This is a genomic window from Paenibacillus sp. FSL H3-0457 (genome assembly GCF_037981725.1).
Classification (GTDB): domain Bacteria; phylum Bacillota; class Bacilli; order Paenibacillales; family Paenibacillaceae; genus Paenibacillus; species Paenibacillus amylolyticus.
Window position 1 is genome coordinate 4,479,585 of sequence record NZ_CP150283.1, and the last position, 22,147, is coordinate 4,501,731.

The window sequence follows — 22,147 nt, forward strand, 5'->3', positions numbered from 1 at the left end:
ATTCAATTACCGTTCAGATCACATGCCTGTTTGATTAGTGTGGAAAATCGAGAGTGTTTCTATCCTGAAATTGAACGTAAGAATACTGGTTATTCTGCTTCACTCGTAAGAGCATCAAGCTTCGAACACTTATTACTCAGACTAGTGGGATTCCACGGTTTCAATCTCAGTTTGAACTGTGCGAGTTACTGCAAAAGAATCATAGCTGCTCTCCAGATGTATGTGCTTGCCTTCAAGTGAAGAACGCTGGAATGAATGCATGGCTTCCAGTACGTGATAAGCTAGCTTGCCACTGGCTTTGTGTTCCCTTCCGGCACGAATGGATTCAACCATTTCCGTTACGCCGATGCCTCGTTCGTTTTGTCCACTTTCGAAGACTGGTTTGACTGTCTCCCAAGTGTCTTGACCGTATCTGCGAACCTTCACTTCCCCGTTAAAATAATTGGGGTCCGGTACACTAAGCGTACCTTCTGTACCATAGATTTCAATACGTGGCAGATCCGAAGCTCCGCGAATATCGAAACTGGTAATCATGGTTGCAATGGCACCTTCTGCAAAATCAATGGTTCCTGCCAAGTGAGTAGGCGTCTCTACTTGAAGCGCTGTGCCTTCCTTTGGCCCAGAGCCAATCTTGCGATCTGCAATCTGTATGCCTGCCGAGGCGCTGATTCTGCGTATCGGTCCAAGCAGCGTAATCAGAGCAGTCAGGTAGTAAGGTCCCATATCAAACATCGGTCCGCCACCTGCGACATAAAAGAACTCCGGATTAGGATGCCAAGCCTCTGGTCCTCCACCCATGAAGAATGAAGTCGCTGCAACCGGCTTACCAATCAGCCCATCCTCAATGGCTTTACGAGCTGTCTGTATGCCTGAACCAAGGAAGGTATCCGGTGCAGAACCAACATACAATCCCTTTTCCTCAGCCAACTCAACAACTTTGCGACCATCCTCAAGAGAAATTGCCAGCGGCTTCTCGGCATACACATGTTTGCCTGCTTCGAGTGCAGCCAGATCGGTCATGGCATGACTGCCAGGAACCGTAAGGTTCAACACAAGTTCAATTTCGTTATTTTGCAGCAACTCATCTACATTGTAAACGTTTGCGATATTAAATTCATCTGCCCGTTCCTGAGCGCGTTCACGAATCAAATCCGCAACAGCCACGACTTCAATGACCGGGTTGTTTTTGAGATTTTCCAAGTAGATGGCGCTGATGTTACCACACCCGATGATGCCTGCTTTCATTTTCTCCACTGTGACGTTCATCTCCTTACGCATGGTGAAAATCTGCGTTTGAATGGTTGAGATACATATGTTTTGTTGGATGTTTCCTGTTCCTTAAATCTAATACTATGGTATTCCGTTTCAGCTTCAATTAAAATGAATAATATGATTGAAACATGAACTATCTGGTCATAATTTTCAAATTGCAAGGAGTATGCCCATGCCGACAGATCAATCCTGCCAAGTTCTTACAGCAGGCTTTTCATTTCATCGTAAACCCTACGCTATGGTGCAGCCTGAAGGGGTGAAGAACTACCTGTTAAGACTGCAAACAGACGGACGTTGCCGTGCACGCATAGACGGGGACATGTCCCTGGTGGATGCGGGCGATCTGCTTCTTTTTGATCCTGACGAACCCTATGAGCTGAGAATAGACAATGAAACCAATCCGATGGGAGAACGACTGGTGGAGAGTGGTGACTATCACATCTTCTTTAATGGTTCCTGGGTGGATGAGTGGTGGAAACGGCACAAACGGCCGACCCGGATCAAAGTCGAACTGACGGAAAGTCTTTTGGTCCTGTTTCGACAGCTCGTACTGGAACAGCGCCGCATCTCCAATCCTTATCCGGAAATTTCAAGTTATTATATGCGAATTTTATGTCTCGAAGTGGATCGTCTGCTCGCGGAGCATCCAACGATAACCAACACCAATTATGTGGCTTATGAGATCAAAAACTACATTGAAGAAAACGCTTCCTCTTTATTCAAGCTCGATGATGTGGCAACACATATTGGCATTAGTGTCTCACGGGGTGTACATCTCTTCAAAGAAGCGTTTGGCAAAAGCATCATGCAATACACGCTTGACGTACGGCTGAACATGGCCAGGGAACGAATTATTTTCAGTCCAATGACCCTGGAGCAAGTGTCTGAGTCTTCCGGCTTTAACAACTATACCTATTTTCATCGGGTATTCCGTTCCCGGTTCGGCATGTCGCCGAAGGAATTTCGCGTCATTCACCGGGAACAGATGTAATCATACCAGTATACGTAAGTTGAACTTATTTGCGCGCGGCTATGGCCTCGGATACAACCATCGCCAGATCTTCATTGCCAAACATGGACAACACGCCAAGTACCGTATCATCCGGGATTTCACCGGCTTCCTCCTTGGATACAATCAGCTTCTGCACCTGCTGCAAACGCTCGTTGCTCTGCTGATTCGGGTAGGCTTGCCGGTACATCTCTTCCGGGTCCAAACCATTATTGACACACCACTGGGCAAATACGAGGATCATCATCTCTTCTTCCTGTTTATAGGTTTCTACAACAGCTTCCTCGATCTGTTTATTACGTTCCTTTTCATATTCATCCATAACTTGTATTCCTCCGTATGTGTATTCTGCAATTATTTGCGAATCAATTGTTCCGCCAGTTCATGACTGTCCATGACATGACTTGCACTGATCAGGCAATCATCAGGTGAGTCCAGACAAGCCAGGAAATTATCAACTGCTCCGCTAAAACCTTTGCGTGTTAACACGGTGTCCCAGCTCCCGAACGTTTCTTTGGTTTCCAGACTCCCCTGTTCCATGCAGCTGATCGTGTCCATGTTCACCACCTCAACAGATCGTCCACCACCATGCAATTCGATCTTCTCCAGATCTGCCCCAGCTTCACGCACCATATCGAATCGACCGTAGGCTGTTCTGCCCAGCTTGGCCGTTCCGGTTGCATGCAGCAGTCTGTCCAGATCATTCTTCCGAATCCATTGATGAAGCAACTCCACATTATGATCCGAGTACCACAACATCAGATCCAGTATATGGATGAGATCATCATAGATGGTTTCTGCCGCAGGACGATCCTGAATGCCTGTACGATGTTTGGTCACTGTCAAGGATTCAAAACCTTTTCCACCCTGCATCCATTCTTTCGCTTTTTGGTACATCGGTGCGAATCTACGGTTGAAGCCTACTGCGAGTAGTAGCCCTTGTGCCTCGGCAAAAGCAGTCATCTCTTCCGACTCCCGAATCGTATAGGATAAAGGTTTGTCTACGTACACGGCTAATCCCTGTTCCAGACATTGCATGACAATGTCAAAGTGCGCTTCCGTTGCTGTATGTACAAACACCGCATCCAAGTCCCAGGACAACAGTTCTTTCAGATCCGTTGTTCCCCGTTCTAATCGATACGCCTCCTGAACGGCTTTGACCGGCTCCGGAGATCGGTTCATAATGCCTACAATCTCCACGTTCGGATGAGCTGTTAACAGCGGCAAATATACTTTACGTGCAATATCGCCGAGGCCGATAATTGCAACTCGTTTACGTTGGGTTGTTTCCATGATGATCATTCCACCTTCAGTTCGGTTCTATATTTCCACGTCCTATAGTGTAACCCTTCGGACAGCAACTTGCCAGTGATTGCAGCAGACTTCGCACGAATTGTTCAGACAATGGGCGAACGTGGTAAACTTAGGAGGAACAGCAGTACAGATCGGGACACGACCAGACCTGCCTGATCTGAAAGGAGCGTTTGGGATTTTGCGAAAATGGTTATGGCTTCTGTTATATGTTTTACTTGCAGGAGTCACGTTTATTTACAGATATGAACTGCTGGCCTGGACCGATCTTCATCAGTCCATTCCGCTGTTACTCGCCATGGCAACATTGTTTGCTCTTGTGCCTGTAATTCCTTATAAGTTTGTTATTATCGCCTTTGGTTACAGTTACGGTACCACCACAGCAGCCTGGATATGCTGGCTTGGCACCACACTTGCAGCCATGCTCGTTTACGGCGGAGCAAGAACCATCTTCAGACATCAGGCGAGATCGTACCTCGAACGTATTCGGGGTCTGAACCGTTTTACCACATGGATGGAAGCACATCCGTTCATGGGTGTCATGTCGATGCGACTGTTGCCGATCGTGCCTCAGATGGCCGTTAATATCTACGCAGGTATAACGTACACGCCATTCTGGGTCTTCATGCTTGCCACGGCCATTGGGAAAATGCCAGCGATTTTTGTATTTGCCTATGCAGGTGCACAAGCTGAAACCTCAATCTGGCTGAGCTTGGCCATCCTTGCCGGATATCTGGTGTTCATGGCCATTGTATTGCTCTTATTTCGCTTTCGGTCACGCAACAAAGCCTGAATTCAGAATTCGCAAACCGTTCAGATTCAGCTTGTTTTCATTCCGGCTTGGTTGGCTTGCCAATTCAGGATATAATAGAAGAGCAAGCCTAATGCTTGTGTAACAAGTTTTAATAAAACGGTAGATTGCTGGAGCTCGAACACGAGCGCTAAATCTTCATCAGAAATGGAGTGACTATAGCATGGAACAACATTCAAGTGAGTTAGCAACTTTTGCAGGCGGATGCTTCTGGTGTATGGTATCCCCCTTTGAAGAACTGCCCGGTATTCATAAAATCGTATCGGGTTATACAGGAGGACATACCGAGAATCCAACATATGAAGAGGTCTGCTCGGAGACAACAGGACATGTAGAGGCTGTGCAAATTACGTTTGACCCTGCCATCTTCCCTTATAAGAAACTGGTTGAACTGTTCTGGCAGCAGATTGATCCTACGGATACAGGCGGGCAATTCCATGACCGTGGATCTTCCTATCAGACGGCCATCTTCTATCACAGCGAAGAACAGCGCCAGATTGCGGAAGCTTCCAAAGCGGAGCTGGGACAAAGCGGACGTTTTGATAAACCAATCTTCACTCCGATTTTGCCAGCCAAACCGTTCTATGAAGCGGAAGAACATCACCAAAATTATCACCGGAAGAACCCTGCCCATTACAAACGCTACAGCAAAGGTTCTGGACGTGTAGATTTCATCGAACGCAACTGGACCGGTAACGTGGATAAAGACGGGCTGAAAGAGCGTTTGACGCCGATTCAATATGAAGTTACGCAGAACAGCGCGACCGAGCCTGCATTCCATAACGAATTCTGGGATCACCACGGTGATGGTATCTATGTGGACATCGTATCTGGCGAGCCATTGTTCAGTTCTACCGACAAATACGACTCCGGCTGCGGCTGGCCGAGCTTCACACGTCCATTGCGTGACCACAACGTGAAGGAAAAAACTGATCTCAGCCACTTCATGATTCGTACCGAAGTGAGAAGTCGTGAGGGCGATTCCCATCTGGGTCACCTGTTCAACGATGGTCCTGCCGAAGCAGGTGGAATGCGTTATTGCATCAACTCTGCGGCACTTCGTTTTGTACCCAAAGAAGACTTGCAAAAAGAAGGATACGGTGAGTACGCCGTCCTTTTCCAATAAGTTATAATGCAAATACAAAAAGAGCAGTGGGATGATCCCGCTGCTTTTTTGTTGTACATTCTTTTTTTCATAGACGAACTATTGTTGCATGAGAATGCATTGATTAGGTTTGGCTCGAAGAGATTTCCGAATTTAATTGGCTGGCAGAAGCCCTCTGATCATTACGAAATTGAATTCGCATCGCTGGAACAATACCCAGGATCATCACGGTAAACGAGATTGCGTAGACGATAAAAATGGATGTGCTGTTCATCAGTACACCTGCCATGGAAGATCCAAGAAGCATACTTCCTATGAATAAAGGTGTAATGGTGCCGTTCACTCTCCCGATCAAATGCTCATCGATCCGAGTGACCAAGTATGTGGAGATGATGACGTTGATGAATGCCATACTGATTGAGCTTAAGAAGCTGATCAAAAGGGTCAACCAGAACCAACTGGATAACACTTCCCCCATCGTGGCTACAGCCAGACACAGCACACCTACAAGCAGAGTTAAGGTCTGGTTCAGCTTGGCACTTACAGCAGCCGCAATACCTCCTCCAATCAATAAACCTATTCCGGACGCTCCAGAGAGAAACTGTAACGACGTTGCTTCAAGTCCCAGACGTTCGGTGATCAGAAATATTCCAAGTGGGCTGATGAGACCCGCAGAAAGCCCTATACAGATGAATACCAAACTAAGCATTTTTAACGAGCGAGATCGAGCAACATATTGCCACCCCTCTTTGATATCCGCTAATAATGAGGTGTTTGTTTCCCGCTGGGTGGCGTCTTTAGGCAGAAATGTGAGTAGAAGCGCAGAGATGAGGAATAAAGTGAGTAATGCGTACATGGATGCCTGAATGCCCATTGCAGTGTATATAAACGTTCCGACGATTGGTCCGAGAATTAAAAACAACGATTGACCACTCTGGGTGATAGCAATTGCAGACTGCAAATGTTCTCCCTTTACATTTCGCCTCACAATCTTTAGAGAGGATGGTTGAGAAAACTGGCTAACGATAGAGGATACAAACGTGGCTACGTATAGAATCTGCCAATACCCAGAAGATAAAACGCCAATAATCATGACAATAGACAACGCACTCAGAATATCCCCCAGTATCATCGTACGTTTGGGATTCCAGCGATCAGCAAGTGCACCGCCTATGATGGAGAAAACAAAAATCGGGGCATATTCAAGTACGGTAATCAGCGAGACAGCTATTGGACTTCCTTGAGTTCGATCCATTACATAATAGAGGATTGCCATATTCCGGATCCATATCGCCAGATTTTGCAGCAGATCAGACCCTGTCACGATTAAAAAAGCTTTGTTTCTGAACAATGTATTCATTTTCCATCTCCTCTTTTAAACCGACTGTCCGGTTTATTAATATTTAAAAAGAAAAACTGATGTTACATCAGCTTTTCATGGTTAACGTTGTTGAATGCCTGCCAGCAGACCGGCCATGCCTTTGTGGTAAATACGACGAATCTCCGTCAGGTCCTTCTCATAATAGAGTGTAGTCAATCCGCTAAACAGACCGTAGATGATGTGCATTACATCCTGTGGGTCATCCGGTTTTAACTCCCCATCTTCCATTCCTTTAGTAATAATGGACTCATATGTCGCATACGGAATACGGATCAGGGAAAGCATCTCATCAAGCATCTCCTGACTGACGACCTGACCTGAGACAAACTCGTTAATGGCGTGATTCAGCGGGTTAGCCAAATCATCCACGTAATGATCAGCAAGTCCGTACAATTTGTCTATGGCAGTCTTATACCCGGATTCTTTGTCCAGCCAAGCATCCATCCAATCTTCATTGTTAAGCTTGATTAGATACATGAATAACTCTTCTTTGCTTTTGAAATGATAATAGATGCTGCCTTTACTCCGATTGTTAATCGTACATATGTCTTCCATGGAAGTTGCACTATATCCCTTTTGGGCAAACAGTTCCTTGGTATTACGTGCAATGTCTTTCTTTATCTGGGTAACATCTTTTCTTCGTTTAACTTCGATTGGAAAAACCCCCATAAATTAAACCGACTATTCGGTCTAATAGTATCACAGCACAAATACCCCGTCAATTCAATTTGCTCAGGCACCCTCTCATTTGCTGTTTCAAAAGGATGTACAAGAGAGTGCCTGGCTACAATTCAGGAAAGAAGTCGTCACATCATACTTACAATCCAACCGATCCAATACGCAAATGGAATTAATAACAACTGTGCCAACAGTGTACCGAATAGACGGGACACGAGCATGCAACCATAAATCTGATTCATGCGATCCAAACGGATCTCGCCACGTAATGATTTGTCACTGAGCAGGGAAATCCGTGGATCAATCAGGATGGTTAGCAAAATAGTCGCTATTCCGTTAATTAACCCGGTCGATTGGGATGCAGCTACAGCCTGCGCTGGATAAAGGTACGCTGCGTATAAGCTGGACAGGACACCTGTGGTATAGATTGCGGTTACCGCTACATTCAGCAGCATTAACCGTCTTGGCATCCCATGTTGTACCAATCGTTTGGCCATCTTCCAGGATGGCGGGGTGATGTAATACGTTGCATTTCTAATCTTGCTTCGCTTCAGCATACCGCGAACCATCGCAGGGATGGAACCGGCTGCTTCAAAATGTACAACCATTCTTGATGAGAGCTTCACCATGGTTGGAAAACACAATATGGCTAATGCCGTTCCAATTGTTGCCGCACCCATTAACCAGTGCAGCTGCGCCGCAAAGTGTGGATTGGCTCCACGTGTTGCAGTATCCACCAGATTACCTACCATTGGGCCCTGCGCCATATTCGAGGTTCTAGAAACCAGCAGCAAGATACCTGCCAAAGAAATGGCCAGAGCGATTCTGCGGGTGCGTAGTCCACCGAGGCGGAGCGCGTATGACAAGCTGTCTGCGGCATGAATCAGCATGGTGAACAGCATAGGGATTGCCAAGCTAAGACTAAACATATGTATGTACTCCTTTATATTCCTGTTATTGAACTTATTTCTTTCATGGACAGCATTATACTCCTCTGGCTTGCAAAAGTATAGGAACGAGATCCTTTTATATAAGTTGAAATAAAGAATGTTTACACTGGGACACTCCGATGACAGAACAACCTTCCGATCGCTGTTATCCCCAGATTTTTTGATTCCTCTTAGAAAGGGGTAAATCCGGGGATAAAGGCGAACACTTCGTTTCTTCAGGTTTTTTCTGTCCTCTCCGTTTCGTGTAAATGTTTATTTCAATTTATATAGATCATCGGTAAATGCACTTACGACCTCTGCTGTTCATCGTTTATCCCTCCCCTCACAGGGTAATATACAACTAATCCATCATTGTATAGGAGGGGTTTATATGCCTTGGAACAAACACGACTATCCGGTATCCATGAAGAACCTGGAACCACGTGTCAGAAACAAAGCAATTGAAATCGCGAATGCTCTGCTTGATGACGGGTATGAGGAAGGGCGCTCGATTGCCATAGCGACAGCTAAGGCAGAAGAATGGGATGAGAACCATCCCGCACCGGAAAGTTCGAAATCGGACTCCACATCTTCTTCCGATAACTCCAACTCTAAAAAGTCGTCTTCCACAGATCGTCGTCATTCCGAGCCCGTCTCTTCGTCCAAAAGTCATGACAACATCCATGTCGTGCCTACTGACTCCGGCTGGGCGATCAAAGAAGAAGGAAAGTCTACCTATCTGTCCACATTTGATACTAAGGCAGAAGCTGTAGATAAGGCCAAAGAACTGAGTAGCAAACAAAATATTCGAGCGATTATCCATAATCAGGATGGTCAGATTGCTTCTTCGATCAAGTCTTGAATGAATCGGAAAACAACAAAATCCCTTTTGCTACTGAAGAGCAGTCAAAAGGGATTTTGTATGAACTTTAACTATCAAGACCTGAATGTGCATACAGGTTATGGTTGTTCTGAAACGTATGGTTAATTGGATACACCTCTAGCCACCGTAGTCCGTTGTGAAATAGCAGCAGCGTTAACTGCCTTGGCTGCAGCCGATGGCATCGGCAATTTCACAGCCGAAGTTGTAACCACGGTTCCGCGAGCCGGAACACTAACGACGTACGTGATGACTTTGCTGGCAATCCATACGGCCAGAATCGTATATAAAGTTTCTTTTACCGGAAGAAAGAAAAGCGACAATCCCAATACAAAAGCATCACTGACAAAGAAAACTGTTCCCAGCTTCCATCCCTTCCAGCGGCTAACCAGCACGGCGAGAATATCGTCTCCGCCTGTCGCTCCACCGAATCGAAGCACGATCCCAGCGCCTACCCCTGTCAATATACCGGATAGAACTGCCGGAATCCACAGATTTCCGTTAAACGACAATACCAGTGTGGAGTATCGTTCAAAGCCGTCATAGAATAGGGAAAATGCACCGACGCCAAGCAATGCCTGAATCATGAATTTCCAGCCTTTGAGGAACCAAGCCAGGATCATGACCGGAATGTCCAGTAACAACATACCGATAGCAGGTGATAAGCCTGTTGCGTATTTTCCGAGCAGGGCCAGACCAACAAATCCGCCCTCCGATAAATGATTCTGAAAGTTAATGTGATAATAAGCAAAAGCTAAAATAAATGTACCGAGTAGCATAATGGCGAATTTGATCGCCTCTGTTTTAACGTGTTGTAAGGTTAACGATGTTCTCTTCATTCAGGTTCCCTCGCAGTTTGTAGGTTGGTTTTTTAGACCGACCGTACCCTGCAAAAGGTAAGCCTGGAAGAAATCATCGTGTACGTCCTTCGAATATTCATTCCAATCCCCTCTTTCGCAGAGTCAGCCGTTTTTTTGAAACCGGTTGGTGTACTCTACAAGGGGCGCTATGTGTATGAGAGATCGTAACGTTTCCAGATCGTCCTTGGGGAGATTGTCCTTCGGGAACTCATGGTATCCTGATCCTTTCTGTTCTGTTGTGGTTAGCTGTGCTCAGTTAAACTGAAAAATAACTACAATGCATAAGCTTGAACATTTAATTGTACACTTACACTTGGATTACAGTACCCTCTTTTGATCGCGGTTATCCCCGGATTTTTGGAATTCCATTTTCCCTCTGGGGAAAATCCGGTGATCGCTTATGCTTCCGAAGCTGCTTTCATTCAAAAAGCTTTCAGGCGAACGCTTCGCTTCTACAGATGGGTTCTGCACTCTTCGTTCCTGTGTAAATTGTAAATCCAACTTACAGCAGTTGCAAGTTCATTCAGTTTAAACACCAAAGCTAACTTGCTTGTTCTTCTATTATATAACACCAACGTGACCGGGTCTAAACAGTAGACCCCTCAAAAACAGGCATAAAGCAGCCTTTGGACTGCTCCAGCAGTCATACGGCAACACCAGGATAAGCAATGCTTGCTAATGGTGCAACCTGCTCCTTTATTCTATGACCAAAGCTTCCAAAAATAACTGTCAGTCACCCAACTGTGACAAATTGGGGCCTTTTTTTATTTTCTTGCGCTTTTTAAAGGAATCATTTTCCTTCCACACATACACTATAGCAAACGTAATCGGCTTATTCTTTGTCCAGTTCAGACGTTTCCAGACTTACTCTGCTGTTTATGGTATAATATAACAATTGAATCCCACTACCGTTTAAGCGAGGCGGATTGATGAAAACGTTAAAGCCAAGAGTCTTTATTGGCTGCTCGCTGGAAGCGAAGCCGATTGCAGCCGCAGTACACGAAAACTTGCGTTTTTCAGCCGAAGTTACCCCTTGGTATTCTGGGGTTTTTAATCCAAGCAGCTATACCATGGACGATCTGGAAGTAGAGGTCCGTACGACTGACTTTGCCATTTTTATTTTTCATCCGGATGATATATCCAAAATTCGCGGGAAGTACTACGCGTCGGTCCGGGATAATACAATGCTTGAAATGGGTCTGTTTATGGGGCGTCTGGGACGAAAACGTATCTTTTTCATTCTTCCTGAGGATATTACAGACATCAAGGACACAACCAAGGTCGAAGGATTGCGTATGCCCACAGATCTGCTGGGATTAAATCCACTCGTATATGAAATCCGTTCTGACGGAAAGTGGGCACCAGCTGTATCCGTGGCATGTTCCAAAATCGCAGACAGTATTGAGGAACAAGGACGCTGGAGTGATCCAGAATTGGAGAACATCATTGAGAAGCATAAACGCACTGAGGGAGAAGCAAGGTTACAACTGCTTAAGTTGCTGCGGTTCTTTAGGGAATTGCTGCGTACACGCAAAGCAGATGCCAAGATGCTGGAGCGAATGAGCGATGCCCTGCGTACTGCCTTTGTCTCTCATCCTCCATTCGCTGTACGTGGCACAGCCATATACCGTACAGATGACAGTGGTTATATTGAGCAATTATGTGGTAATGTTGGAGAACCGGGGAGAAAGTATGACTTGTCCGCTAACGACGACAAACAACCGGATGATCCCAAGCGCATTCTGGTGATTGATTCTTACCGGGAGAATAAAATCAAGATTAATCTGTATGATGATTACCTTGAGAAAGAGTATCTGCTATGCTATCCTGTAGCCAAGAGGTATGTAATCACCGTTCACATTATTGGACATATTGAAGCGGATGAGGCGGTATTTCAGCAGATTGACCTACAGAATCGTCAACTGTTCAACGCCATCAACGATTTGTTAGGAGGCGAACCGGAATGAAACCGGAAACGAAAAAAATAAGCAAGCGCTGGGGCAACGAAAAAAAGGTACGCCTCAGTTCTGCGCCCGAATCATCACGACCGGTTCCGGAACCCAAGGAAGAAGATCGTTTCCACAAGCCGGCCGTACCGCTAACTACCATTGGGCCCTCCCTGAAGGGCAAGGAAAGACCTTATAAGGTCATCCTTGAAAAAGAGGCGTTCTACGAAAAGCCTCAATATCTTGCATAATTCCTGAACACATCATCAAACCTGCCGCTGAATCGGCAGTATTCCATAGGCCCCGCCGCCCAAGGCAGGGGCTTTTTTGTTGCTCATTTTCGCTAAAATAAAACTGCTTCTACTCGTTGACCTGGTGCCATCGTGTTGCGGCAAGACATCCTTAAATCATGATCATAATCGTAATAGCAATTCATTGCAGTAATTCATTGCTTGTAATTACTTCTGTAGCAGACTGCATTGCATAAGGCTTATTTGGTTTATGGCCTTAGGTTTCCTGCAAAACCCATAAATTATACCTTATTTTGGAGCAGGCTTGTCCCTAAATCCCTAGCCTCACTCACTATCTGTACCTTTAGGAAAATGCGATAATGTGTGCTTCCAATATTTCTCGGTTGTATTGTGTATCTCCATTACATATATTGATTATAATATAGGAACACATGTTCTGTAAATATAAAATTCCAATTAAAGGTTAAGGAAGTGAACATATGACATCCTCAACTTCCGCCCCGTCCCCTGCGGATGAAGACCATCGTCTGATTAAAGGTCTGGTTGTGCGTACGCTTTTGCTGGATGTACTTGAACGAGATATTCACACACTGGATACGTTACTGCTGAAGATGCCCGAAGTCTACATTCTGTCGCTGACCCGCATTCAGAACAATGTGCTCAAGGAGATGTTGGCCCTTCGTAAACTGATGAGAACACGCGGTGTCAAAGTACTGGAAGAGAAACGGGAAGCCGAGGGAATCGAAACTCTGTATATGTGCAGAGGATATTGGCAACGGTTCTATATGCTGTGGACATTCGCACGCAATGAAGTCAAAAAAGAACTCAGTCGGCATCTGCAGATGGACTTGGCGCAGACTTGATACAACTCTAACAATATTGAACCCATCCCCAGCAAAACAAGTTGACCAAGGAAGGTTACGTTCATTAAGATGGAGAAGAGATATCCAACCATTCCAATAAGGCATGAATTGATTTCAACCGGATATACTCTCAACGTCTTATCAATCAAGGAGTTGTACTTCATGGATTTGAATACCCATTCGATTAAACAAACACCCGCACATACAGGCATTGCCGCAGATGTAACAGAACTGATCGGCCATACACCTGCTGTTAAACTAAACCGACTCACAGGCAGCGACTCCGCTGACGTATATGTGAAGCTGGAATACTTCAACCCAAGTGGCAGCGTCAAAGACCGTGCCGCCTACAACCTGATCGTTCAAGCTGAACTTGCGGGACACTTGCTCCCTGGTGCTACCATTATTGAACCGACGAGCGGCAATACCGGTATTGGTCTTGCGATGAATGCCGCCGCCAAAGGATATAAAGCCATTCTGATCATGCCGGACAATATGTCCAAGGAGCGCATCAACATTCTGAAAGCCTACGGCGCAGATGTGGTGCTCACTCCCGCTGCGGAGCGGATGCCTGGTGCAATTCGCAAAGCGAAAGAACTTCAGGCAGACATTCCAGGAAGTTTCATTCCGCAGCAATTCGAGAATCAGGCGAACCCGGACATTCACCGGATCACGACGGCTCCCGAGATTATGCAGCAGATGGAAGGCAGGCTGGACGCCTTCATCGCTACGGCGGGAACCGGCGGAACCATTACCGGGACGGGAGAAGAACTGCGCAAGCAGTTACCCGATATCCGCATCTATGCGGTGGAGCCCAAAGGTTCTCCGGTGTTGTCCGGTGGCGAGCCTGGACCACACAAGCTCGTTGGTACAAGTCCGGGGTTCATTCCGGACATCCTGAATACCGACGTGTGGGATGCCATCATCCAGGTGTCCGATGAGGACGCACTGGATACGATGCGGCAGCTTGCTGCCCGGGAAGGGCTGTTGCTCGGCCCTTCCTCTGGCGCTTCGGTGTGGGCCTCCCTTCGCATTGCGAAGGAACTGGGGCCGGGACACCGGGTGCTCTGCATTGCGCCGGATACCGGGGAACGGTATCTGAGCATGGGTATTTTTTAACACAGCATAAATCTGTACACATCAAAAAGGGGCTTCCATCTCCCATAAGTCATGAGCATGACAGAGGCCCTCCCTTATTAGCGCTCATTGGTCATTGGTTCTAGCTATGATGAACGTAACCGCAAAAAATAGCCCTCCATATTGCTGCACATCGTAGGTTAAAATGGACAGTAAGAAGACCACCATTTCAGAGCTACACAGCAAAGGAGAGCTATCCCTATGAAGTCTACCACAAAATTCATTGGTTTAGATGTATCCAAAGAAAAAATTTCTGTCGCTATTGCTGACGAGGGTAAAGACAAGCCGCGGTATTACGGTACCATTGCTCATGCGCCTGCTGCCTTACGCAAACTCATCAAAGAGTTGGGTCCGGCAAGCTCCCTCTCGTTTTGTTATGAGGCCGGTCCTACAGGATACGAAACCTACCGCTGGATCGAATCCATGGGGGCCCATTGTGTCGTCATTGCCCCTTCACTCATCCCCAAACGCTCCGGCGATCACGTGAAAACCGATCGACGGGATGCCGAGCAACTGGCACGTCTGTTCCGTGCAGGCGAGCTTACGCCGATTTACGTTCCAGCACGTGAAGATGAGGCGCTTCGTGAATTGGTTCGGGCACGCGAATCGGCAAAAGAAGATGCTCACCGGGCTCGTCAACGCGTGCTCAAATTTTTATTGCGTCACCAGATCCATCCGCCTGAACAAATCAAACGTCGCTGGACGAAAAAATATCGCGTATGGCTTGGACAACTGACCTTCCCGAATGCGCCTATGCAGATTGCGTTTACGGAGTACCTTCATGCCATGGACGAGATCGAGCAACGCATCGGTCGACTGGAAAAAGCCTTGATTGAAGAGGCAGCGACCAGTTCCAAAGCCGATTTGATTCAGATTTTACAGTCTCTGCGTGGCATTGGATTTCTCACGGCCGTCACGCTTGCTGCGGAGATCGGTTCCTTTGCCCGGTTCCGTTCTCCTGCTCAGCTCATGGCTTACTTGGGCCTGGTTCCGCGTGAGCATTCGTCTGGAGTCCGTACCCAACGAGGCTCGCTCACCAAAGCGGGAAATGGACGATTGCGTCGCACCTTGATTGAATCGGCATGGAGTTACCGCCATCGGCCTGCGATTAAAGGGGACTTGGCCCGCCGTTTGGAAGGTCTGCCTGCGGACATACAGCTCATTTCATGGAAAGCCCAGGAACGGCTGCACCGAAAATTCCGCCGTTTAGTTTATGGATTAAACAAACACAAAAATGTCGCGGTCACCGCGGTGGCCAGGGAACTGACCGGGTTCATTTGGGCGGTCGCCCGAACGTTGGAGCTACCGAACGCTCAGTAATCTGTTATTCATCTTGAAGAGACGGATGGTTTAAAAGGAAAAAGGGGAAAACTCCGGAGCCTTAGGCCCGGGAGTTCATGGAAGGTTCAGGAGAGAATGTACGAGGTTCGTTTGCACTAGGCTTTTAATGGGCTGAACGTGCGTGGCTAGCTTGTAAAAGCTCTCCTTGACGAAGGCATACCATGTGGTAACCAACCCACGGATAGCAGCGTGCCAACCGTCGCTCGCATATGGACTCCCGCGCTTAGGGCTTCGGGGAAAAGCAGCTTTTTGTGATGGACTTGACAAAAACGTTCATAGCAATGAACCTGACACACGCTATTCGCTCCTATTTGCGCAGGTCTGACGTGTAACGAATCACAGCGACGTTATTTCTCCAAATTCGGTCGATTTACAGGCTTAAAAGCTATTTTCGGCGGGATAACGTTACTGAGATTCGTTAGAATTTACATCTCTTCATTATCACTCTAATAAGGTGCGGTAGGTTCGTTAGAATGTTGGAGCGATTGGTAGCGAGGAGCGAGGGAAAACCCCTCGAAAAAAAGGGAAGAGAAGTACATTGAAGGAACCATCAAAACAAAAAAAGCCCTTGCTCACTTACGGATGGTTAATCCGCAGAGAACAAGAACTTATTTTGGTAAGAAACTTTATCATCGAAAATAAAACAAGAATATTTAACGTAAGCTGGTTAGTGTGTCAGGGTTGTCCATTCCACACCTTCAGGAAGCAGAGCCGCAATGCGGTCTTTGGCTTCCTTTTTGGTATACAGCGATTCATCGAGAATGACCGCAGAACCGGAATCCGTGCTTGTCCGAATCAGACGTCCGAGACCTTGCTTCACACGTAAGAGCATATACGGAAGATCGATCTCTTCGTATGGTGCTGCCGACGCACTGCGTTTTGCATTGAAGACAGGGTCCTGTGGTGGATACGGAAGCGACCAGATCATGACATTGGATAATGACGGACCTGGAACGTCCAGTCCTTCCCACAGATTAACGGAGCACAACACACTCTCCTCATCCTGCTGGAATGCCGCGATCAGATCACTGATCTCCCGGTCGCCCTCATACATAAAGCGCAAACCTTCTGCTTCAGGTACATGAACGATGTCCTGCTTGAACGCACGTAGCTCTTCCATCGTTCGGAACAGAACCAGCGCACGTCCTCCACTCTCCTGAAGTAACGACACCGCATCACGCATGCGATTTTCGTTCTCCGGGTGACCCGGTATAGCTTCATCGGTAATTTTCATCTTCATTTTGTCCGCATAATCATACGGGGAAGCCACCGAGAATGATACAAAATCATCAATGCCCAGGCTGTCCGCCACATAACGGAATGAACTGTCCACAGATAACGTCGCGGAGGAGAATACGATTGGAATACCTGTGTTGAACACACGCTCGTTCAGCATTTCCTTCACGGTGCGCGGCATGATCGATAAGGTCGTCTCATCCTCGCTCTCTTCCGCCCAACAGATGTAACCATCTTCCTTGCGGAACAAGGCAAGCGCAGACTGAATCATATCGAGATGTTCTTCCACGACACGCATCTGATAACCATCCAGCGAGAACAATCCGCTCTCAAATACCAGTTCCTCACCGATCGCATCCAGCACACTCGTCAGACGTTCAATCTCACGCAGAAGCGGTGCTTCTACCCGAACTTCTTTCCGTTCCGAACCAGGGATCGCCACCGTATACGTATCCAGCAATGCAAACAGTCGCTCACTGCTCTCAATCGCTTCATCTACACACTCGGCGAGGGATTCACGAATCTCTCCTTCAAGCAGGCGAGTGACGAGTTCCTCAAAGATACGGTGTTTCAGCTTGTAGCTCAGTGCGTTCAGGGCTGCTTCTTCCAACAAATGTCCTTCATCAAATACAACCGAGCTGTGATCAGGCAGGAGTGGCAGTTGCCCCTCGCGTTTGCGCGCATCATAGGTCCACACATGCTCCATGTAATAATCATGGGAACAGATGATGATGTCTTTGGAACGTCGGTAATGGTCACGCGACAGCGTCAGGCCGCAGCGTTGTCTTTTAGGACAAACAAAACAATCCTGGAACGGGTCCCAGTTGATTTTGTTCCACTGACGATCATTCAGATGTGGATACTGTTTGCGGTCACCATACGGATGGAAGGCCTGAAGTGTACCCGGCGTGTTCACAAAATCCGGCAGACTCTCATGCACTTCTTCAATAACAGGCGCATCTTCATCCGCAAATCGCATCGCACTTAGTTTGTTCAGACAGACGTATTGATCCGGTGACTTGCCCAGACGTGCGTCCACTTCCAAGTCCAGATGTGCAGCCAGCTTCGCAATATCTCCGCCGGGCTTCACAAGCTGTTCAATTAAGGACTCATCGGCACAGGCGATCACTGCCGGTTTGCCCGTATAACGTGCATAACAGACCGCGTAGAGCAGATAGACTAACGTCTTGCCTGTTCCGACACCGGCCTCCGCCATAATGGTCTTTTTATCTCCATAGGCCCGTTCGAGCTGGTACGCCATAAAAATCTGTTCATCCCGTACCTCGAAGCCGGACTCTGGCAAAATATCGTAAAAAACATCGGCAACCCATTCCCCGAGACGGGATACAAAAGGTTCAGCCGGATCATATGCAAAAGGATAACGTTGTGTAGACAATCCTAGGTCAGCCTCCATTCTTAGACGCGGTCCTCTTTCATTTTTCCGTTCAAAAAAGGCCGCAGGGCAAAAGTTAATTATCTCACGCGATGAAGCGGGTGACAAGCTTTTTTTACGAGATTATTTGCGAGGTTTAATGTATAGAACCAATTTTCAGGGAAAATATATACAGGAATCCACTTTAAGGAAAGGCGGTGCTCCACTCCATGAATCATCAGTCTTCACAACCAGAGCATTCCTCAGACAAATCAGCTGAGACATTAACGGATCGACAAGGGCATCCCATTACGGACAATCAGAATGTACGAACCGTTGGCAGCAGGGGACCGACTACGCTGGAGAACTATCATTTTCTCGAAAAGATTACTCACTTCGACCGCGAACGTATTCCGGAACGTGTGGTCCATGCCCGCGGTGCTGGCGCTCATGGCATATTTGAAGCGTATGGAACAGCCGGGAGTGAACCAGTATCGAAGTACACACGTGCACGTCTGTTTCAGGAAAAAGGCAAACAAACGCCCGTTTTCGTTCGCTTCTCTACCGTTATACATGGCGGACATTCACCGGAGACACTGCGGGACCCGCGCGGATTTGCTGTAAAATTCTATACCGAAGATGGCAACTGGGATCTGGTGGGTAACAATCTGAAAATCTTTTTCATTCGCGACCCACTCAAATTCCCGGATATGGTACATGCCTTCAAGCCAGACCCGTTGACCAATGCACAGGATATGGAGCGGTTTTTCGACTTTGTATCGCTAAGTCCTGAAGCTACCCATATGGTGACATTCCTCTTCTCTCCATGGGGCATTCCAGCGAATTATCGGCAGATGCACGGGTCGGGTGTTAATACATACAAATGGATCAATCAGGAAGGCACGGGCGTACTCATCAAATACCACTGGGAACCGCTCAATCAAGGGATACGCAACCTGCTGCAAAAAGACGCGAGCGAGATTCAAGGACAGAACTTCAATCATGCGACATTGGACCTGTATCACGCTATTGAAAAAGGGGAGTATCCCGAATGGGAGCTGTGCGTTCAAGTGATGGAGGACGGCGAGCATCCGGAGTTGGATTTCGACCCGCTGGACCCGACCAAGTTGTGGCCGCAGGAGCAGTTTCCTTTTCTACCTGTTGGCAAAATGACGCTGAATCGTAATCCCGAGGATTATTTCAATGAAGTGGAGCAAGCAGCGTTTGGCACAGGTGTATTGGTAGACGGGCTGGATTTCTCAGATGACAAGTTGCTGCAGGGACGCACCTTCTCTTATTCAGATACCCAGCGTCACCGGGTGGGTGCGAATTATCTGCAACTGCCTGTGAATGCGCCGAAAAACCGGGTGGCAACCAATCAGAGCGGCGGGCAGATGCAGTATCAGGTCGATCGGGCACCGGGTCAGAATCCACATGTGAACTATGAACCTTCCTCGCTCGGTGGACTAAAGGAAGCGGCGCCACGTGGTAAAGAGCATGAACCACTGGTGGAAGGCCGACTTGTTCGTGAGAAGATTGAGCGTACAAATGACTTTGGTCAGGCAGGAGATACGTACCGGGCATTCGAGGATTGGGAGAGGGATGAGCTAATCAGCAACATGGTCGGCGCGTTGGCACAATGCAAACCGGATATTCGGGAGCGCATGATCTCTCATTTTACCCAAGCCGATGCCGATTATGGTCGTCGTGTGGCTGAAGGGCTGGCCTCTGTTCCAACCGATGATAGTACAACGGTCCAACCGAAACATGAACCAAGTGTCGAGCAAGCAGAGAAACGCAGTCGTGAGACGGACGGATATTAAGGTGGATGGACAGCGTTTGGATCGCTGAGTCTGACACTGTTGGTACATTTGGGTATTTTGAGTAAGGAGATTACGTTCTGGATTAAACATAGCCCTGATCGTCAAGTTGCCAATTGCAGCTGCTATCAGGGCTTTTTCATGACTAGTTTGAGTATAATCTTCACTTCAGGATGTAGGCTTCTATTTATTTTAGGTTGAATGAAGTTCATAGGAGTGGATCATAAGTAAAACTGGTACTCTGAGGATGGAAAAGCGTACTTCTCTACGTTCATTTCAGATGATTCTTCGTTAAATGAGAGCTATCACCTAATGGAAAGATTACATAATTCACGTGATATTACAGGCATTGGAAGCTTGCAGGCCTGACCTGCCTGCATGTACCTCCATCTGATCAGATGATTATTGATGATAACGCTTACAACATTTACCATAAAGCTGTGTCCTAGAGATTACATCTAACCAGCCGGCATGATCTATCTCATAGGTAACGTCTGGTACACGGCTACCACATGCTCTTCATTCTATTCCCAAATTAACCAAGGAGGTCTACGTAATGAAATTATTCCCATCCACATCTACTCATGTATCTGCACGATCTGCACGTTCTCTGAAAGAACGCTCCCTCAAATCCAAAATGGCCCATATCTGTCTGAGCGCCGCGTTCCCTCTATTATTAATTGGTGGTGGATCGGTTGGTGCAGCAGAACTGATCGAGAGCAGCTTGCAAAATCCCTCTGAATCGGTGGCGACTTCTAATATCGCACTTGCTGCGGGTGATCTGTATGTGTCTCCTAACGGCTCAGCCAGCAATCCGGGTACGATCAACAGTCCAACGTCACTGGCTAACGCATTGACCCAGATCGCACCGGGCAAAACGATCTATCTACGCGGCGGTAACTATAACTTCTCCCAGACCATTACCATTGAACGTGGCAACAGCGGTACATCGAGCCAACGTAAAAACCTGGTGGCGTATGGATCGGAAAAACCGGTCTTTGATTTCTCAGCCCAAGCCTTCGCTTCCACCAATCGTGGACTGCAAATGTTCGGAGACTACTGGTTCGTCAAAGGGCTTGAGGTGAAAGGTGCGGGCGACAACGGCATCTTCATCGGAGGTAGTTACAACCGTCTGGAGCAGATTGAAGCTCATCACAACCGGGATACGGGTATTCAAATGGGACGTTATGCTTCAACAGCCGCCAAGAGTGAATGGCCAGCATATAATGAAGTGATTCGTTCATACTCCCACAACAACTATGACCCGGATGACGGCGAGGATGCAGACGGTTTTGCGGCCAAACTGACCGTAGGCCCGGGCAACGTCTTCGACGGTTGTATTGCCGCCTATAACGTGGACGATGGCTGGGATCTGTATAGTAAAACAGATACAGGCGCCATCGGCGCGGTTACGATCCGCAACAGCATCGCCTACGCCAATGGCGCAACCGCAGACGGCACTTCTACCTCCAACAGTGATGGCAACGGCTTCAAGCTCGGCGGTGAGAAGATTGCGGTAAATCATATCGTCGAGAACAACATTGCATTTAATAATAAAAAGCACGGCTTCACCTACAACAGCAATCCCGGTTCGATCCAGATGAAAAATAACACCTCCTGGAACAATGGGCAAAGCAACTTTGCCTTTGATGTAGGCACCCACATCTTCACCAACAACCTGTCCTTCCAAGGCGGCGCCAGTGACAAAACAAGCGGAACCGACGTCAGCAGCACTAACGTCTGGTGGAAGAACAAAAAAAGCGAGAACGCCAAAGGCCTGCTCGCCAGCGCAGCCGACTTTGTCTCCCTCGTGCCTTCGGTAACACGTAGCGCGGACGGCACGCCTGTCTTGGGCAATTTCCTCAAGCTTGCGGGTGGCAGTGATCTGATCGGCTCGGGTACACCAACGGGTACGAATATTGGAGCACGGTAAGTAGTAGTTATT

The 22,147-nt window shown here is 47.4% G+C and carries 18 protein-coding genes and 1 pseudogene; 11 read left to right on the forward strand and 8 right to left on the reverse strand.

Features of this window, described 5'->3' with window-relative positions:
* Nucleotides 1-141: 141 nt before the first annotated feature.
* Nucleotides 142-1,254: a Gfo/Idh/MocA family oxidoreductase gene (locus MHH25_RS19870; protein ID WP_036614448.1), complete on the reverse strand. Its 1,113-nt coding sequence runs from the start codon at nucleotides 1,252-1,254 to the stop codon at nucleotides 142-144.
* A gap of 190 nt (nucleotides 1,255-1,444) precedes the next feature.
* On the opposite strand from MHH25_RS19870, the gene MHH25_RS19875 reads away from it, so the two are divergent.
* The gene (locus MHH25_RS19875; RefSeq protein ID WP_017687546.1) at nucleotides 1,445-2,263 is read left to right on the forward strand and encodes an AraC family transcriptional regulator; all 819 of its coding nucleotides are present in this window, start codon (nucleotides 1,445-1,447) and stop codon (nucleotides 2,261-2,263) included.
* A 25-nt stretch (nucleotides 2,264-2,288) separates the two neighbouring features.
* On the opposite strand, the gene MHH25_RS19880 is transcribed toward MHH25_RS19875, so the two are convergent.
* Both MHH25_RS19880 and MHH25_RS19885 read right to left on the reverse strand, forming a co-directional pair.
* Nucleotides 2,289-2,603, reverse strand: coding sequence for a hypothetical protein (locus MHH25_RS19880; RefSeq protein WP_036614451.1), 315 nt, complete (start codon nucleotides 2,601-2,603; stop codon nucleotides 2,289-2,291).
* Between the two features lie 32 nt (nucleotides 2,604-2,635).
* The gene (locus MHH25_RS19885; RefSeq protein ID WP_340017866.1) at nucleotides 2,636-3,574 is read right to left on the reverse strand and encodes a Gfo/Idh/MocA family oxidoreductase; all 939 of its coding nucleotides are present in this window, start codon (nucleotides 3,572-3,574) and stop codon (nucleotides 2,636-2,638) included.
* Between the two features lie 199 nt (nucleotides 3,575-3,773).
* Between MHH25_RS19885 and MHH25_RS19890 the strand changes: the two genes are divergently transcribed.
* Together MHH25_RS19890 and msrA are read left to right on the forward strand one after the other, a co-directional pair.
* Complete coding sequence (locus tag MHH25_RS19890) at nucleotides 3,774-4,385, forward strand: VTT domain-containing protein (RefSeq protein WP_036614914.1); 612 nt, start codon at nucleotides 3,774-3,776, stop codon at nucleotides 4,383-4,385.
* A 181-nt stretch (nucleotides 4,386-4,566) separates the two neighbouring features.
* Entirely contained in the window at nucleotides 4,567-5,529 is a 963-nt protein-coding gene (gene msrA, locus MHH25_RS19895) for a peptide-methionine (S)-S-oxide reductase MsrA (protein WP_076327979.1), read from the forward strand.
* Between the two features lie 103 nt (nucleotides 5,530-5,632).
* Here msrA and MHH25_RS19900 read toward each other — a convergent pair whose 3' ends face one another.
* The 3 genes from MHH25_RS19900 to MHH25_RS19910 all read right to left on the reverse strand — a co-directional run bounded on the left by MHH25_RS19900 (nucleotide 5,633) and on the right by MHH25_RS19910 (nucleotide 8,496).
* Nucleotides 5,633-6,868 (reverse strand): MFS transporter, encoded by a 1,236-nt coding sequence (locus MHH25_RS19900; RefSeq protein WP_340017867.1) that lies wholly within the window; start codon nucleotides 6,866-6,868, stop codon nucleotides 5,633-5,635.
* 81 nt (nucleotides 6,869-6,949) lie between these two features.
* Nucleotides 6,950-7,558 carry a TetR family transcriptional regulator C-terminal domain-containing protein gene (locus MHH25_RS19905; protein WP_340017868.1) on the reverse strand — a complete coding sequence of 203 codons (609 nt, stop codon included), beginning with the start codon at nucleotides 7,556-7,558 and terminating at the stop codon, nucleotides 6,950-6,952.
* A 137-nt stretch (nucleotides 7,559-7,695) separates the two neighbouring features.
* A complete protein-coding gene (locus tag MHH25_RS19910) occupies nucleotides 7,696-8,496 on the reverse strand; it encodes a lipid II flippase Amj family protein (RefSeq protein ID WP_340017869.1) in 801 nt (266 codons plus the stop codon).
* Between the two features lie 391 nt (nucleotides 8,497-8,887).
* Between MHH25_RS19910 and MHH25_RS19915 the strand changes: the two genes are divergently transcribed.
* Nucleotides 8,888-9,358 (forward strand): DUF2188 domain-containing protein, encoded by a 471-nt coding sequence (locus MHH25_RS19915; protein ID WP_340017870.1) that lies wholly within the window; start codon nucleotides 8,888-8,890, stop codon nucleotides 9,356-9,358.
* Between the two features lie 122 nt (nucleotides 9,359-9,480).
* Here MHH25_RS19915 and MHH25_RS19920 read toward each other — a convergent pair whose 3' ends face one another.
* Nucleotides 9,481-10,215 (reverse strand): YitT family protein, encoded by a 735-nt coding sequence (locus MHH25_RS19920; RefSeq protein ID WP_036614465.1) that lies wholly within the window; start codon nucleotides 10,213-10,215, stop codon nucleotides 9,481-9,483.
* A 950-nt stretch (nucleotides 10,216-11,165) separates the two neighbouring features.
* On the opposite strand from MHH25_RS19920, the gene MHH25_RS19925 reads away from it, so the two are divergent.
* From MHH25_RS19925 to MHH25_RS19945, 5 genes are all read left to right on the forward strand, one after another.
* A complete protein-coding gene (locus tag MHH25_RS19925) occupies nucleotides 11,166-12,203 on the forward strand; it encodes a nucleotide-binding protein (RefSeq protein ID WP_051447360.1) in 1,038 nt (345 codons plus the stop codon).
* Nucleotides 12,200-12,433: a hypothetical protein gene (locus MHH25_RS19930; RefSeq protein WP_091018200.1), complete on the forward strand. Its 234-nt coding sequence runs from the start codon at nucleotides 12,200-12,202 to the stop codon at nucleotides 12,431-12,433. Before MHH25_RS19925 ends, MHH25_RS19930 begins: the two co-directional genes overlap by 4 nt.
* Before the next feature lie 479 nt (nucleotides 12,434-12,912).
* Complete coding sequence (locus MHH25_RS19935) at nucleotides 12,913-13,296, forward strand: hypothetical protein (protein ID WP_340017871.1); 384 nt, start codon at nucleotides 12,913-12,915, stop codon at nucleotides 13,294-13,296.
* Between the two features lie 162 nt (nucleotides 13,297-13,458).
* Complete coding sequence (cysK, locus tag MHH25_RS19940) at nucleotides 13,459-14,415, forward strand: cysteine synthase A (protein ID WP_340017872.1); 957 nt, start codon at nucleotides 13,459-13,461, stop codon at nucleotides 14,413-14,415.
* A gap of 219 nt (nucleotides 14,416-14,634) precedes the next feature.
* On the forward strand, nucleotides 14,635-15,753 hold the full coding sequence (locus MHH25_RS19945) for an IS110 family transposase (protein ID WP_339187772.1): 1,119 nt from the start codon (nucleotides 14,635-14,637) through the stop codon (nucleotides 15,751-15,753).
* A 688-nt stretch (nucleotides 15,754-16,441) separates the two neighbouring features.
* Here MHH25_RS19945 and MHH25_RS19950 read toward each other — a convergent pair.
* Entirely contained in the window at nucleotides 16,442-18,406 is a 1,965-nt protein-coding gene (locus MHH25_RS19950; RefSeq protein ID WP_340017873.1) for an ATP-dependent DNA helicase, read from the reverse strand.
* Nucleotides 18,407-18,612: 206 nt separating this feature from the next.
* On the opposite strand from MHH25_RS19950, the pseudogene MHH25_RS19955 reads away from it, so the two are divergent.
* A pseudogene (locus MHH25_RS19955) lies at nucleotides 18,613-20,103 on the forward strand (catalase); the annotation flags it as partial.
* 655 nt (nucleotides 20,104-20,758) lie between these two features.
* Nucleotides 20,759-22,135: a right-handed parallel beta-helix repeat-containing protein gene (locus tag MHH25_RS19960; RefSeq protein ID WP_340017875.1), complete on the forward strand. Its 1,377-nt coding sequence runs from the start codon at nucleotides 20,759-20,761 to the stop codon at nucleotides 22,133-22,135.
* Nucleotides 22,136-22,147 lie beyond the last annotated feature (12 nt).

Bases quoted from the DNA above. Each gene is read 5' to 3' on its own strand.
- MHH25_RS19885 (WP_340017866.1), bottom strand. From the start codon at position 3,574: ATGGAAACAACCCAACGTAAACGAGTTGCAATTATCGGCCTCGGCGAT.
- MHH25_RS19915 (WP_340017870.1), top strand. From the start codon at position 8,888: ATGCCTTGGAACAAACACGACTATCCGGTATCCATGAAGAACCTGGAA.
- MHH25_RS19920 (WP_036614465.1), bottom strand. From the start codon at position 10,215: ATGAAGAGAACATCGTTAACCTTACAACACGTTAAAACAGAGGCGATC.
- MHH25_RS19925 (WP_051447360.1), top strand. From the start codon at position 11,166: ATGAAAACGTTAAAGCCAAGAGTCTTTATTGGCTGCTCGCTGGAAGCG.
- MHH25_RS19875 (WP_017687546.1), top strand. From the start codon at position 1,445: ATGCCGACAGATCAATCCTGCCAAGTTCTTACAGCAGGCTTTTCATTT.
- MHH25_RS19960 (WP_340017875.1), top strand. From the start codon at position 20,759: ATGAAATTATTCCCATCCACATCTACTCATGTATCTGCACGATCTGCA.
- MHH25_RS19935 (WP_340017871.1), top strand. From the start codon at position 12,913: ATGACATCCTCAACTTCCGCCCCGTCCCCTGCGGATGAAGACCATCGT.
- MHH25_RS19945 (WP_339187772.1), top strand. From the start codon at position 14,635: ATGAAGTCTACCACAAAATTCATTGGTTTAGATGTATCCAAAGAAAAA.
- MHH25_RS19880 (WP_036614451.1), bottom strand. From the start codon at position 2,603: ATGGATGAATATGAAAAGGAACGTAATAAACAGATCGAGGAAGCTGTT.
- MHH25_RS19900 (WP_340017867.1), bottom strand. From the start codon at position 6,868: ATGAATACATTGTTCAGAAACAAAGCTTTTTTAATCGTGACAGGGTCT.
- MHH25_RS19930 (WP_091018200.1), top strand. From the start codon at position 12,200: ATGAAACCGGAAACGAAAAAAATAAGCAAGCGCTGGGGCAACGAAAAA.
- msrA (WP_076327979.1), top strand. From the start codon at position 4,567: ATGGAACAACATTCAAGTGAGTTAGCAACTTTTGCAGGCGGATGCTTC.
- MHH25_RS19905 (WP_340017868.1), bottom strand. From the start codon at position 7,558: ATGGGGGTTTTTCCAATCGAAGTTAAACGAAGAAAAGATGTTACCCAG.
- cysK (WP_340017872.1), top strand. From the start codon at position 13,459: ATGGATTTGAATACCCATTCGATTAAACAAACACCCGCACATACAGGC.
- MHH25_RS19910 (WP_340017869.1), bottom strand. From the start codon at position 8,496: ATGTTTAGTCTTAGCTTGGCAATCCCTATGCTGTTCACCATGCTGATT.